The organism is Streptomyces sp. NPDC055239, assembly GCF_053606205.1.
In genome coordinates this window covers 65,217-78,447 of sequence record NZ_JBSGRD010000025.1, presented here as the reverse complement: position 1 = coordinate 78,447, position 13,231 = coordinate 65,217, and the positions used below count along the sequence as shown (strand labels likewise).

At 66.2% G+C, this 13,231-nt stretch carries 12 protein-coding genes; 9 read left to right on the top strand and 3 right to left on the bottom strand.

Going from position 1 to position 13,231, the window contains the following annotated elements:
• The first annotated feature begins 39 nt into the window (after positions 1 to 39).
• The 9 genes from ACWFRJ_RS43610 (at position 40) to ACWFRJ_RS43570 (ending at position 9,358) form a co-directional block, all read left to right on the top strand.
• Positions 40 to 282 carry a phosphopantetheine-binding protein gene (locus ACWFRJ_RS43610; RefSeq protein ID WP_453544466.1) on the top strand — a complete coding sequence of 81 codons (243 nt, stop codon included), beginning with the start codon at positions 40 to 42 and terminating at the stop codon, positions 280 to 282.
• A 283-nt stretch (positions 283 to 565) separates the two neighbouring features.
• The gene (gene mvk, locus ACWFRJ_RS43605) at positions 566 to 1,636 is read left to right on the top strand and encodes a mevalonate kinase (protein WP_453544464.1); all 1,071 of its coding nucleotides are present in this window, start codon (positions 566 to 568) and stop codon (positions 1,634 to 1,636) included.
• Positions 1,623 to 2,624, top strand: a complete 1,002-nt coding sequence (mvaD, locus tag ACWFRJ_RS43600) for a diphosphomevalonate decarboxylase (protein ID WP_453544462.1) — start codon at positions 1,623 to 1,625, stop codon at positions 2,622 to 2,624. The genes mvk and mvaD overlap by 14 nt, the downstream gene beginning before the upstream one ends.
• Complete coding sequence (locus ACWFRJ_RS43595) at positions 2,624 to 3,799, top strand: phosphomevalonate kinase (RefSeq protein WP_453544460.1); 1,176 nt, start codon at positions 2,624 to 2,626, stop codon at positions 3,797 to 3,799. Before mvaD ends, ACWFRJ_RS43595 begins: the two co-directional genes overlap by 1 nt.
• 11 nt (positions 3,800 to 3,810) lie before the next feature.
• Complete coding sequence (gene fni, locus ACWFRJ_RS43590) at positions 3,811 to 4,890, top strand: type 2 isopentenyl-diphosphate Delta-isomerase (protein ID WP_453544458.1); 1,080 nt, start codon at positions 3,811 to 3,813, stop codon at positions 4,888 to 4,890.
• The gene (locus ACWFRJ_RS43585) at positions 4,887 to 5,978 is read left to right on the top strand and encodes a hydroxymethylglutaryl-CoA reductase (RefSeq protein WP_453544456.1); all 1,092 of its coding nucleotides are present in this window, start codon (positions 4,887 to 4,889) and stop codon (positions 5,976 to 5,978) included. The genes fni and ACWFRJ_RS43585 overlap by 4 nt, the downstream gene beginning before the upstream one ends.
• Positions 5,968 to 7,164, top strand: coding sequence for a hydroxymethylglutaryl-CoA synthase (locus ACWFRJ_RS43580; RefSeq protein ID WP_453544454.1), 1,197 nt, complete (start codon positions 5,968 to 5,970; stop codon positions 7,162 to 7,164). Before ACWFRJ_RS43585 ends, ACWFRJ_RS43580 begins: the two co-directional genes overlap by 11 nt.
• 271 nt (positions 7,165 to 7,435) lie before the next feature.
• The gene (locus tag ACWFRJ_RS43575; RefSeq protein ID WP_453544452.1) at positions 7,436 to 7,825 is read left to right on the top strand and encodes a nuclear transport factor 2 family protein; all 390 of its coding nucleotides are present in this window, start codon (positions 7,436 to 7,438) and stop codon (positions 7,823 to 7,825) included.
• Between the two features lie 468 nt (positions 7,826 to 8,293).
• On the top strand, positions 8,294 to 9,358 hold the full coding sequence (locus ACWFRJ_RS43570; RefSeq protein WP_453544450.1) for a terpene synthase family protein: 1,065 nt from the start codon (positions 8,294 to 8,296) through the stop codon (positions 9,356 to 9,358).
• A 799-nt stretch (positions 9,359 to 10,157) separates the two neighbouring features.
• On the opposite strand, the gene ACWFRJ_RS43565 is transcribed toward ACWFRJ_RS43570, so the two are convergent.
• The 3 genes from ACWFRJ_RS43565 to ACWFRJ_RS43555 are packed head-to-tail and all read right to left on the bottom strand — an operon-like array spanning position 10,158 to position 13,185.
• Positions 10,158 to 11,072 carry an acyl-ACP desaturase gene (locus tag ACWFRJ_RS43565; protein ID WP_453544448.1) on the bottom strand — a complete coding sequence of 305 codons (915 nt, stop codon included), beginning with the start codon at positions 11,070 to 11,072 and terminating at the stop codon, positions 10,158 to 10,160.
• Positions 11,069 to 12,055, bottom strand: coding sequence for a ketoacyl-ACP synthase III family protein (locus tag ACWFRJ_RS43560; protein ID WP_453544446.1), 987 nt, complete (start codon positions 12,053 to 12,055; stop codon positions 11,069 to 11,071). The genes ACWFRJ_RS43565 and ACWFRJ_RS43560 overlap by 4 nt, the downstream gene beginning before the upstream one ends.
• Complete coding sequence (locus tag ACWFRJ_RS43555; RefSeq protein WP_453544444.1) at positions 12,052 to 13,185, bottom strand: cytochrome P450; 1,134 nt, start codon at positions 13,183 to 13,185, stop codon at positions 12,052 to 12,054. Before ACWFRJ_RS43555 ends, ACWFRJ_RS43560 begins: the two co-directional genes overlap by 4 nt.
• Between the last annotated feature and the right edge of the window lie 46 nt (positions 13,186 to 13,231).

Genomic DNA, 13,231 nt, shown 5'->3' with positions numbered 1-13,231 from the left:
CATTCCAACCATCCGACCTTCCTAACCAAGGAGTAAACCGTGTCCGTCGATCAAGACACTCTGGTGCAGGTTCAGAACATCGTTGCCTTCCTCAGCGATCGACCGGTCGACGAAGTCGGTCCGGGCCACAGGCTCTTGGAGGATCTCGATCTGGACTCCCTGAAGATTACGGAGCTGGCGCAGAAGCTCGAAAACGCGTTGGGCAAGCCTGTTGACGACGACTTGCTCAACGTGGACGGCACCACCGTCGCCCACTGCGCCGAGATCACCCACAACGCCTGAGGGGCCGCCGCAGGAGGGCGATTGCCCCAGCCGACCCCCGCGTTGCCGGAGCGACAGACGGAGCCTGGTCAGGGCACCGGGCTCACAACAGAAAGGCCGATGAGTATGAGCGCAACACCAACCACCCGGGCACAAGTCAGCGGTATCGAAAGCATTCCTACCTGCTCCGAGATCGCTCTGAAGATTCTCTTGGCCACCAGGCCCATTCGCCGTCGTGATGCAGTACTGACACAGCAGGTGCTGCCCAGCGTGCCGATGCCCGCGAGGGAGGCAGCGAGCAGCCATGGCGCGGAACGTGAGTGACGCCGAGCAGAAGAGGGATTCGCCGGCACCGTCCCGTGCCGACCGGGACGCCGAACTGTCCTGCACGGGCACCGGGGTAGCACACGGGAAGGTCATCCTGCTGGGTGAGCATGCCGCGGTCTACGGGGCCCCCACCGTGGCGCTGCCGGTACCGGGGGTGGGCTGCCGTGCCCGCGTCGTGCGCTGTGACCGGGGCAGGGGCGGGCTGTCGGTGTTCCGGCTGGTTCAGACGCCACCTGGCGTGCCATACGGCCCCATGCCGGCACCGTCCCGTGCTCCGGAGAGTCTCGTGCCGGAAGGGTTGAGGAAACTCACCGAGGCCATGTTGCGTCACGCGGACTGGCAGGGGTCCCCGGGTGTGGACGTACTGGTGGAGAGCGGGGTGCCGCCTGCACGTGGCCTTGGCGCCAGTGCGGCATGTGCTCGCGCTGTGGCTCAGGCATTGAACAGCCTTCTTGGGCTGTGTCTGAGCTCCGGAGCCGTCTTTCGCTATGTGCAGGTGTCTGAGAACGCGGCACATGGCAGTGCCAGCGGCATCGACGCCCTGGCCACTGGCAGCCGTAGGCCGGTGCTGCTGGCCGGTGGACGGATCAGTAACCCACCGGTGGGTACCGACGCTTGGATCGTGGTGGCGGACAGCGGTAGCAGCGCCTCCACGAAAGAGGCCGTCACGATGCTGCGGGAGGGCTTCGCCAAGCACCCCGGCAGCCGTGAGGCGTTCCTCAACCGCTCGGTGGCACTGACCCGCACCGGGCTGCGCGACCTGGAACGGGGCCATCTGGTGGCGCTGGGGCGCCGGCTCACGGACTGCCACGACCTGCTCGCCGGACTCAAGCTGACCACAGACCTTACCGACGGCCTGGTGGAAGCCGCGCTCCAGGCCGGCGCGCTGGGCGCGAAGATGAGTGGCGGGGGACTAGGCGGCTGTGTGATCGCCCTGTCAGCCACCGAGCGCACGGCCGACGCACTGGCTTCTGTGCTCGCGCGGGAGCCCGGTGTGCGCTGTTGGACGGCTCCGCTGACGAGGGGAGAGCGCCATGCCGGGATCTGACGGATCCGTCGCGGTGGCCCATCCCAACATCGCGCTGGTCAAGTACTGGGGAAAGCGCGATGAGAACCTCGTCCTGCCTTGCGCCGACAGCCTGTCGATGACGCTGGATGTCTTTCCCACCACTACGCAGGTCCGACTCGACGACTGCTCTGCGCACGATGTGGTGATCGTGGACGGTGTCGTGGACCGGGGCGAGACGGCCAGGCGCATCACTGGATTTCTGGATCTCGTCCGTGAGCGGGCCGGAAGCACCGAACGCGCCGTGGTGGCAACCCGTAACACCGTGCCGGTTGGTGCCGGTCTGGCCTCGTCGGCCAGCGGGTTCGCGGCCCTCGCACTCGCAGCAGCCTCCGCCTACGGCCTGTCGGTTGAACCGGTGGAGTTGTCCAGGCTGGCCCGCCGCGGGTCCGGGTCCGCCGCACGGTCCATCTTCGGCGGCTTTGCAATTTGGCACGCCGGCGAGCCTAACGCTCCCGATCCCGACCTTGCCTCCTACGCCGAGCCGCTCGCGAGCGCACCTCTGGACCTCGCCCTGGTCGTAGTCCTGCTGGAGACCGGTCCCAAGCCGGTCTCCAGCAGTGAGGCCATGCGGCGCACAGTGAAGAGCTCGCCACTCTTCCCCGACTGGCTCGCTACGGCCCGTGACGACCTGGCGGTCATGCGCGAAGCACTGGCCCGGGGCGATATTGCCACCGTGGGCGAGGTTGCCGAGCGCAACGCCCTCGGCATGCACCAGGCCATGGAGAGTGCGATTCCGCCCGTGCACTACCGAACTCCCGCTTCACATGCGGTACTTGAAGAAGTGCGCCGCATGCGCGCACGCGGCTTGCAGGTCTGGGCGACGATGGATGCCGGGCCCAACGTCAAAGTGTTGTGCGCCGGCGATGACGCGGAGCGTGTTGCCGCCGCACTGCGGCAGCAGTCCGGCGGCGTGGCGGTGGTGGCCCGCAGCGGACCCGGCGCGACACTCGCCAGGACGGTGCGCTGATGCCGTCGACAGTCACGCACAGCGCGCCGGGCAAGCTCCTTGTCGCCGGAGAGTACGCGGTCCTTGAGCCCGGGGAACCGTCGATTGTCGTGGCCGTGGACCGGTTCGTCACCGTCGAGGCCTCGCCGACTCACAGCGGCGAGGTGGTGCTTGCCACCGATCTGCTGCCGCACGAGGTGAGGATGTTCCGTACACGGGCAGGGGTGCGGCCCACCGACCCGGCGGAAGCCCCTCACCTCGGCGGGGCCCTCGCATATTTGGTCTCCGTCGTCGAGGTCGTCGACCAGCTGCGATCCGAGCTAGGACTGAGGCCTGTGCCGGTGCGACTGTCGGTCCGCAGCGCACTGCACGAGCATGGCACCAAAATGGGATTGGGGTCGAGCGGGGCGGTAACAGTCTCGGCTGTCGCCGCCCTGACGGACTTCTGCGGTATGCCGATGTCACCGGAACTGCGCTTCCGGCTGGCCCTGCTGGCGAGCATCCGCGTGGATCCCGGCCCTTCCGGCGCGGATCTGGCCGCCAGCACATGGGGCGGCTGGATCCACTACCGCGCACCGGACCGCGCCAGTCTGCTGCAACTCCTGAGGCGGGACGGCGTTACAGAGGCGCTGCAGGCCACGTGGCCCGGGATGACAGCACGCATTCTGCCGCCACCGGCCACACTGCACCTGTACGTCGGCTGGAGCGGCAGCCCGGCCTCCACCGCCACCCATGTGAGCCATCTGTCCCACACCTCGTGGTGGCACAGCACCGGCCACAGCCGGTTCCTGGCGCGCAGCGCGAACTGTGTGACGGCAGCGGTGCACGCGCTCGAACAGCAGGATTCAGCGAAGTTCCTCGCCGCCATCCGCAACGCACGCTGCCTCCTGGCCGGCCTCGACCATGAGACGGCACTCGGCATCTTCACGCCGAAGCTGACTGAGCTGTGCGCCATCGCCGAGGGCTGCGGCGGGGCCGGCAAGCCATCCGGTGCCGGCGGTGGCGACTGCGGCATCGCACTGCAACCTGAGACTGCCGACGCCCTCGCCCTACGAACGCGCTGGGCAGCAGCGGGGATCACTGCGCTGCCGTTGCGGGTCACTGACGTTATGGCCGCCGACGGCGGCGGATCCCAGGCGATGGGCCCGGACGTCACACAGGGGCCCGTCCTGCACCCTCCCTTCATCTTCGACTGAGGACCATCTCCATGAGCGGATCACGCAAGGACGACCATGTGCGGCTCGCAGTCGCCCAGCACGAAATGGCCGGCGAGACCCCAACCGATCCAACGGCACACCCACCCAGCCAGTTCGACGAAGTGCACTTCGTCCACCACGCTCTGGCCGGAACCGACCGAGACCGCATCTCATTGCGCACCCGGTTCGGCGGACTGGATTGGCCAGTCCCCCTTTACATCAACGCCATGACCGGCGGCAGCACGAAAACCGGGGAGATCAACCGTGACTTGGCAATCGCTGCCCACGAGACCGGGGTGCCCATCGCCACCGGCTCCATGAGCCCCTATCTCAAGGATGCTTCTACAGCCAGCACCTTCACCCCGTTGCGCGAACTCAACCCGCAAGGCTTCGTGATGGCAAACGTCAACGCCACTACCACTCCGGAACAGGCGTGCCGAGCCGTCGCCCTGCTGGACGCCGACGCCCTGCAGATCCACCTCAACACCGTCCAGGAAACCGTCATGCCCGAAGGAGACCGCTCCTTCGGCCACTGGCCCGCGGGCATCGAGAACATCACCGCAGCCGTCGAGGTTCCGGTCATCGTCAAGGAGGTCGGCTTCGGAGTCAGCGGTCGGACTGTCTCCGAACTGGCCGGCCTGGGCGTCCGCATCGCCGACGTGGCCGGACGTGGCGGCACCAACTTCGCCCGGATAGAGAACGGGCGCCGCCCTGACGCCGACTACACCTACTTGGAGGCCTGGGGACTGAGCACGCCCGCGGCCCTGCTCGACGCACGCGGCCATGGCCTGCCCCTGCTCGCATCGGGCGGCATTCGCCACCCGCTCGACGTCGCTCGCGCACTGGCCCTGGGAGCCCACGGGGTGGGCGCCTCCGGAGGCTTCCTCACCACCCTCCGCTCCGGTGGGGTCAGCGCCCTCATCCAGCAGATCACCGACTGGCTGGAACAGCTCACGGCCCTCATGACCCTACTGGGAGCCCATAGCCCAGCCGCTCTCACCGACTGCGACGTATTCGTGACGGGTTCTCTGCGCCAGTTCTGCGACCAACGCGATATCGACAGCTCCAGCCATCGAGGAGACCGCCGATGAGTATCCACCCGACCCGGTCCACACCTCCCGCCCCTAACAAGCCGACCGCAGCGCACATTCCCACGCGCTGGGTAGGTCCACTGCGCGTGTCTGGAAACGTGGCCACCACCGAAACCGAGGTGCCCCTGGCCACCTACGAGTCGCCGCTGTGGCCGTCCGTCGGCCGCGGCGCACAGATTTCCAGGGCGGTCGAGAGCGGCATCACCGCCACCCTCGTGGACGAGCGCATGACCCGCTCCGTCCTCGTCGAAGCGGACACCGCAGAGACCGCTCACGCCGCTGCCAGTGCCGTACACAGCCGCCTCGATGAACTCCGCGACATCACACGCACCACCAGCCGGTACGCCGAACTGCTGACCGTGCGCGACGAGATTGCCGGCTCCCTGCTCTATCTGCGCTTCGAGTTCAGCACGGGAGATGCCTCCGGTCACAACATGACCACCCTCGCCGCAGACGCCCTGCTTGGCCACCTCCTCGAGCATGTGCCCGGCATCCGTTACGGATCGATCTCCGCCAACTACTGCACCGACAAGAAGGCCACCGCCATCAACGGCATTCTGGGCCGCGGCAAAAACGTGATCACGGAAATACTCGTCCCTGAACGGATCGTGACAGACCGTCTGCACACCACGGCTGCCCAGATCGCCAAACTCAATACCAACAAGAACCTGGTGGGCACGCTACTGGCCGGCGGTATCCGCTCCGCCAACGCCCACTACGCGAACATGCTTCTCGCCTTCTATCTCGCCACTGGCCAAGACGCCGCCAACATCGTGGAAGGCTCCCAGGGCGTCACCCTCGCCGAAGACCGCGGCGGCGACCTCTACTTCTCCTGCACCCTGCCCAACCTGATCGTCGGAACCGTCGGCAACGGAAAAGGGCTCGACTTCATCGAGGAAACACTCACTGCCCTCGGCTGCCGCGAGGAGCGCCCCGCAGGCGACAATGCGCGCCGCCTCGCCGTCCTGGCCGCGGCCACGGTGCTCTGCGGTGAACTGTCGCTGCTCGCCGCCCAGACCAACCCGGGCGAGCTCATGAAGGCCCATACCCGTCTCGAACGCTTCAACGGAGGCCACCGTGTCCACTGACCGCGCCGTAGGCATCCACGACCTCTCCTTCCGCACGGGCAGCCTCGTCCTCACCCACGCCGAACTCAGCAAGCACACAGGTGCCAGCGTGGCCAAGTACCACAAGGGCATCGGGCAGCAGGCGATGAGCCTGCCCGCAGCCGACGAAGACATCGTCACCATGGCTGCCGACGCAGCGGCGCCGATCATCGAACGCCACGGCGCCGACCGCATCCGCACGCTTCTCTTCGCCACCGAGACGTCTGTCGACCAGTCCAAAGCGGCCGGCGTGTACGTTCACTCGCTACTCAACCTCCCCTCGAACATCCGGGTCGTTGAGCTCAAGCAAGCTTGTTACGGAGCAACGGCGGCCCTTCAGTTCGCGGCCGCGCTGGTCCAACGCGAGCCCGAGCAGCAGGTCCTGGTCGTCGCAAGTGATGTCGCCCGATACGACCTCGACAGCCCGGGAGAGGCCACCCAAGGGGCCGCTGCCGCAGCCATGCTGGTCTCAGCCGACCCTTCCCTCGTCGAGATCAACACCCCGTCCGGCCTGTACACACACGAGGTCATGGACTTCTGGCGTCCCAACTACCGGGCCACCGCTCTCGTCGACGGGAAGAAGTCCCTGGCCGCCTACCTGGCAGCAGTCGATGGCGCATGGCGCGACTACCAGACACGCAAGGGCCTTCCGATCGAGAGGATCCACACCGTCTGCTACCACCAGCCCTTCACCCGCATGGCGTTCAAGGCCCACCGGCACCTTCTCGACGGAGCCGGCGTCGAAGTCGACGACACAGCAATCGAACATGCCATCGCGCCCACTACCCACTACAACGAAACCATCGGCAACAGCTACACCGCATCCCTCTACCTCGCCCTCGCAGCCTTGTTGGACGAAGACGACGAACTCGACGCGGCAACACTCGGCTTCTTCAGCTACGGCTCCGGAAGCGTCGCCGAATTTTTCACCGGACGAGTCGTCCCCGACTACCGGGCCCAGCTCCGCACCAGTGCACACCTCGAAGCGATCTCGCGACGCCGCCCCATCGACTACAACACTTACCGCTCCATGCGCACACATCACCTGCCCGACGACGGAGCCCAGCATCGTCTGCCTCATCAGACCCAGGGACCATTCCGTCTGTCCGGAATCGAAGACCACCAGCGCATCTACGAGACAGTCCACGCATCCGCCGATATCGCGTAGCTCAACGGTATGCGGCTACCTGGCATCCACCGCCCAACAACAACCCGCGGCCCCCTCCCGGAAGCCAGCCAGGCTGCGCGGGACAGCATCACAATAACCTTACGTGTCAACGCAGAAAACCGGCCAAGAGAAAACCACCGAAGCCAGCGCAACCGAATCCACCCGTCCGGGTTGCGCCCACAGACGAGGAGGACCTGCCATGCACTCAAGCCAAGCGGCCCCAGCAGCTGAAACGAACCCACTGTCCGATGGGGGTCCCACCAAGACCGGCATGACATCACAACATCCCAATGCCACCACCCTGCGCGCCGTCTACACAGATCTGCGAACCATCGGACACTACTGTGCCCCGACCATCGCCCTCCATCCGGCACATCACACCCGATGCGACACAGGAACCCTCCTGGGGCTCGATGCCGTGACCGCACACGAGCAAGCCCTGTTCAACCTGACCCATGGCACCGTGGTGATGGAACTGGATTATGTCGCCGCCAACGACTACTTCGGCGTGGCAATCGGTCTGATGCACGCGGAAGAACCCACCCCCGTCCAGGTGCCGTTCTGCGGCGTGTGGCAGTTCGACGACCAAGGGCGACTGGTCGAGCACTGGGAGCACGACACCGACCCCACCGCATTCGCGGGCCTCACACCCGATATCTGACCATGGCGCCGTGTCCGTCGCACCTGTCCGTCTCAACTGTCCCGGTGCCGCACCGGACTGGGGATAGGTTCATAATTCCGGCCAGTCGGCCGTCCACAACCTCGACCGGCTCGGCGCTCCAACATCACCACGCTGCCGAAAACGGTCTCCTGTCTGATCCGCTGCTGGTCCTCCAGATCGATGCAACCTCAAAGCTTGTAAACCCCAAGTCCTCTCGAGACTGCCTGACTTCAGCAATGGCCGTACTCATCAGCAAGGAATGGGATCGCCAACGACCACTGCGCTTGCCGAGAAGCGCTACGTCGGGCGCGCTGGACCGGCTTCACACCTGTCCTGGTCGTCTATCGGCCGCATCCGCCGTTGGTAACCGCATCCTCCGCTTTCTGACCAGCGCACTCTCACAGGCGACATCGCGCAGCCTGACGCCGCGGCACCCGCTTTGCCGCCCACCCTGAGGTGAACACCCAAATGAACGACACCACCACCGCCTCCGCCCAGGCAATCACGCTCCCCGGACCGCACGTCTACCAAGGTCCGCTCCAGAGCTGGCCCTTCGACCTGCCCTTCGTTCCCCGGAGCACACCCGCCCGCGAACGTGCCCGAGTAACGGCCCACAGCCGAGCCTGGGCGCAGCGCATGGGCCTGACCCCCCAGCCGGCCCACCACGCCAAGATCGCCCGCTACGACATGCCGCTGTACGTCTGCCTGAACTACCCGGACGCCACCGGATCCGACCTGGACCTTGTCAGCGACTGGGTCACTTGGTGGGCTCTATGGAACGATCTCACCGACGAACCAGCATTCTTGGCCACCCCCGGCCGCGCGGCACGCCTCTTCCAATCGCTGGTCGCCGTCGTCACCCCACATCACACCATCAGCACACCCCCCGCCCCCTCAGACATCCCGTTCGTCAACGCCTTCACTGATCTGTGGGCCCGTTGGCAGCAGGACATGTCCACCACCTTCATTACTCGCACAGCCAACAACTGGACGGGCTGGTTCAAGGCCTACATCACCGAATGCGCCAACCGACGCACCCGTACCGCACCGGATACCGGCTCCTACCTGCGCCACCGCGACCTGACCGGAGCCGTGCCCCTGATCATGGACGCCGTTGAACGAACCGGACACTACGAAGTCCGTGCCTACATCCTCAACAGCACCCCCCTCCAGGCCATGCGTCACAGCACCACCCGCGTCATCAACATCACTCAGGACGTCCAGTCCCTGTCCAAGGAAGAATCCGTTGGCGACCCACATAACCTCGTCCTCGTCCTCGAACGTCAACAGGGGCTCTCCCGCCACCAGGCTCTGGCTCACATCCACGCCATGACCCGCAGTTACACCGACGCCTTCCTCGACCATGAAGCCTCCATCCCTCACCTTCTGGACACCCTCGACATCCCCGTCGAAGATCGGCCTCTGGTCTACCGGCACACCGCTGACCTGTGCACGCTCATGAAGGGGAGCGCGGACTTCTGCACTCGCTCCGGGCGGTACAGCACTCCTCCGGGGGATCTGGTCGGAGAATGAGAGCCCAGCTCACGTCAATGAGGTGGCCGTTGGCAACACACCCTGGTCAACCACTGGGTGAGAACCGCCTGCTGGGCGACGAACCAGGTGCTGCCGAGAGCACCACGGTATTCGTGCGTGGACCGAAGCACACCACGCTCGGCTACCCGTCCACCCTCACTGGTTCGGGTGAGTTGTTCGGTGTGGAGCGTTGCCGGATAAGCGTTCAGCAGGGCGCAGCCCGATGCATGTGCGGCGATGGCGCCCCTCTCGACGATGTCCGGGGCCGGGGCGAGCGGCTCATGGCACCGCAGATCGACCGCACCGAGCGTCAACTCGTCGCAGACGTAAGGGGCGTAGATCGCACCGGCATCGGAAGCTGTTCTTGGGCGCATGTGCCGAACAGCGGCCAGTTCGTCAGGTCCTGGTTCAGATCGTTGACGATCGCCTCTGCTCATCTCACTCGCGAGTCAACCAGGTGTCCTACCATCCACCGAACACCCGGACGCCTTTCTCATCAACGCAGCTGCCCCACCCCACCGGAACCAATTGATCGATTACTCGGGAACGCGTATGGAGTGCACGGACGGGCCCATGAGCTGCTACCGACGTTGGGCGACGCCTTCGCGTATGAGTCGCTGGCCCGCCCCGCACGAGCATGATCGGCACGTCGGCGTGGCGTCACGAAGGCGGTCCGCTAGGCCAGACGGATCCATCCGGCCGTCGAAAGTGTCCAGCAGCCGAGGGCTCAGCGCTAGAACAGCAGTTGAGCCGTGCTTGATGTCGTGGTCCCCGCCAGGTCTGCGTGGGGTGTCGGCGGTTAGCGGCCTGTGGTGGCGACCCGCCGGGTCATGACGTCCAGGCCGTTGAGGTAACGGGCGGCGCGTTCTTGTGCTTGCTGGCCTTCGGGGCCCAGGCCGGTGCGTTCCAGGACTGCGAGGTGTCGTAGGAAGGGGGCGACGACGGCGTCGTGATGGATGCGGGCGGTGTAAATGCCGGCGCTCACCACGTCTTTGGTCATCGCTGCGAAGGCGTCCATAGCGTGTCCGGGGAGGCGGAAGCCGGCCAGATTGTCGGCGATTGCGGTCATGGTGGCGTCGGGGTAGCGGTCGAGCGCGGCTTCGAGCAGGTTGCGGTAGAAGATCATGTGCAGGTTTTCGTCGAGGGCGACGCGGGCCATCAGCTGCTCGCAGACCGGATCACCGCTGGCGGTGCCCGCATTGCGGTGTCCGACGCGGGTCGACCATTCTTGCAAGGTGGTGTAGACGATGGTGTGCAGGACGCTGTCGTTGTCGAACTGGTAGCCCGTGGCGAGGTGGTCCATGCGGGCGTGTTCGAGGGTCACGGGGTCCACGGCGCGAGTGGTGTGAAGGTAGTCGCGCATCACGATGGCGTGGCGGCCTTCCTCTGCGGTCCAGCGGTGAATCCATTCCCCCCAGGGCCCGGTGTCGCCCAGTCGTTCGCAGAGCTGGCGGAAGTAGCTGGGCAGGTTGTCTTCGGTCAGCAGGCCCAGAACCAGCGCCGAGCGCGTCGGCCGGGACAGCTGGGACTGTTCAGGTGCCCACGCTTCGCCTCCCAGGGGGCCGTCGAAGTCACGGCCCTGGTTCCAGGGGACGTACTGGTGGGGCATCCAGTCAGTTGCCGTTCCCAGGTGGCGGTTGAGGTTGGTTTCGACGACGGGTGCGAGGTCGGCAAGGATGGCCAGGTCGTTCTTGGATACCTGTGGGATCGTCATGGTTTCAGGGCCTTCTCGATGATCAGGCAGCTGGCGGTGAATCCAGCGCCGGTGGTGATGAGCAGGGCAAGGTCACCACTGGCGAGAGAGTCGGTGGTGAGGACCTCCGAGAGGTTGGCGAGCATGTCGCCTGGTCCGAGGTGGCCGGTGCTGTCCCCCCAGATCACACCCTTGTCCTGCAAGGCGGCCGGTAGCGCCGGGCGCACGCACTGCCGATAGACGAGACGCCCCAGCCGGGTCGGGTAGATGGCACTGATGCGCGGGTCGTCGGCGTGGATTGAGGCATCGGCCAAGGCCTGGTCGACGGCCGTGCGCACTGCGTGGCGGATGGCGTGGGCATTGGCGGCGAACCCGGCGTCACTGTCTTCGGCGTCGGGTTGGGTGCGAAAGGGATGGTTGCGGGGGAATGTGGCCTCAAGTTCCGTGTTGCCGCACGTCGCCAGGGAGTGCATCCGCAGCGGGCCAGGAGTCCCGGCGAGCAGTACGGCAGTGGCGCCGTCGCCGTAGACCAGGCCGGGGGCCGAGGCCCACCGGTCGCTGGGCAGCGCGGTGAAGTCGGCAGATGCCACAGCCAGGGCATATCGCGTGTGAGGTTCCAGCAACAAGGTGGCCGCCGTGTGCTGGAGAGCCGCAGCGCCACCGTTGGACATCTGGAAGAGCGCCAGGCAGACGGCCCGGTCGGCGCCCAGGAGCCGGGCCAGACGGTGGCCCGGGGACCATGGTTCTTCCTCTGCGATGGAGATCCCCGCGTAGGTGATCAAGCCGATGTCGTGCGGGGCGATATCGAGGCTCCTCACCACGTGCTTGGCCGCGGTCAGGCCCATCTCCCAGGCAGTTTTGTCGGCAAGGTGGACTGAGGTGGCCGGGCACAGAGGCAGATCCGAAGCGGGCAGGAGGCCCGCTTCGACGGCACGGGCGGCGGTGGAGGTGGCGGGTGGGAGGTACTGCGTGGCGGATTGCAGCCAGATGCTGTCGATATTCACCGCGTGCCTTCCTCGTCCAAGTGGACCGGCATGGTCAGAGGGTGTTGTTCGATCACACTCATCTGCCACCCGACTTCTTCCAGAGGCACGATCAGCGACAGCCGGGGGAACCGGGCAAAGAGAGCCGGCAGCATGATCTCGGCCTCCAGGCGAGCCAGCGGGGCACCGGTGCAATAGTGCGGTCCGTGGCCGAACGTCAGATGAGGCGGTCGTGCCTCGCGTGCAGGGCAGAGCTCGGCCGCTTGCGGATAGACGTCCGGATCCCGGTTGGCGGCGCTGATGGAGACCAAGACGATGGAGCCCTGAGGAATGGTGACCTCGCCCAGGACGAGTTCCTCCAGGGCGAAGCGCCAGGTGGCGTTCCCGGCAGGGGGCTGGTAACGCAGTGCTTCCTCGACCAGTCGTTGCGTGGCATCGACTGTGGTGAGGCTTTTGCGCAGCCTCTGATTGCCCGCTGCGGCGCCGGTTGCCGTGGCCACCAGCGTGGGCGCGGTGGTGCTGCCCGCCACCAATGTGCTGAAGGCGACGCCCACAACTTCTCGCAGACTCCATTCGCCTGCGGCCTGCCGGGCCAGCATCGCGTTGAGCAAGTCGTCCTGCGGGCTGGCGCGATGTTCACGGATGGACTGCGAGATCATTTGCTCCATCTCCTGGACCACCGCAGCGGTGACGGCGGGGGGCTGAGCGCTGACCCACTGACGCGTGCACCGGGCCACTGCCGAGGCCTGCTCATCGGGCAACCCGAGGATGTGGGTGATTACACGGGCGGGTACCGGGCGGGCGAACTCCTCCAAGAGATCCGGTGCCTTCGCAGTCGCCAGGAGGTTCAGCTGTTCGGTGGTGATCTCCTCGATGAGAGCGCGCCACCGCCCCACCGCGCGGGCCCCGAGGAAGGGACCGTACACGCTCTGAAAGCGCTGATGATCGACCCCGTCGGAGTTGACGGCATGGCGGCCCACCACTGCCCACACATCATCCGGGCAGCGGCGCCCGCCAAAGCCCTGCCGCTGCGGGTCAGAAAGCCGCCGCGGATCCTTGGCCAGACGCGGATCGGCCAGCGCTCGACGCGCCTCCTCATACCGGGTCACCAGCCAGACCATCGGACCAGCGGGAAGCTGGAACCGCTGCACGGGAGCCTGCTTACGCAGCCGCGCCAACTCGGCATGGGACCGAGCA

Bases quoted from the DNA above. Each gene is read 5' to 3' on its own strand.
- fni (WP_453544458.1), top strand. From the start codon at position 3,811: ATGAGCGGATCACGCAAGGACGACCATGTGCGGCTCGCAGTCGCCCAG.
- ACWFRJ_RS43575 (WP_453544452.1), top strand. From the start codon at position 7,436: ATGACATCACAACATCCCAATGCCACCACCCTGCGCGCCGTCTACACA.
- mvaD (WP_453544462.1), top strand. From the start codon at position 1,623: ATGCCGGGATCTGACGGATCCGTCGCGGTGGCCCATCCCAACATCGCG.
- mvk (WP_453544464.1), top strand. From the start codon at position 566: ATGGCGCGGAACGTGAGTGACGCCGAGCAGAAGAGGGATTCGCCGGCA.
- ACWFRJ_RS43565 (WP_453544448.1), bottom strand. From the start codon at position 11,072: ATGACGATCCCACAGGTATCCAAGAACGACCTGGCCATCCTTGCCGAC.
- ACWFRJ_RS43570 (WP_453544450.1), top strand. From the start codon at position 8,294: ATGAACGACACCACCACCGCCTCCGCCCAGGCAATCACGCTCCCCGGA.
- ACWFRJ_RS43585 (WP_453544456.1), top strand. From the start codon at position 4,887: ATGAGTATCCACCCGACCCGGTCCACACCTCCCGCCCCTAACAAGCCG.
- ACWFRJ_RS43595 (WP_453544460.1), top strand. From the start codon at position 2,624: ATGCCGTCGACAGTCACGCACAGCGCGCCGGGCAAGCTCCTTGTCGCC.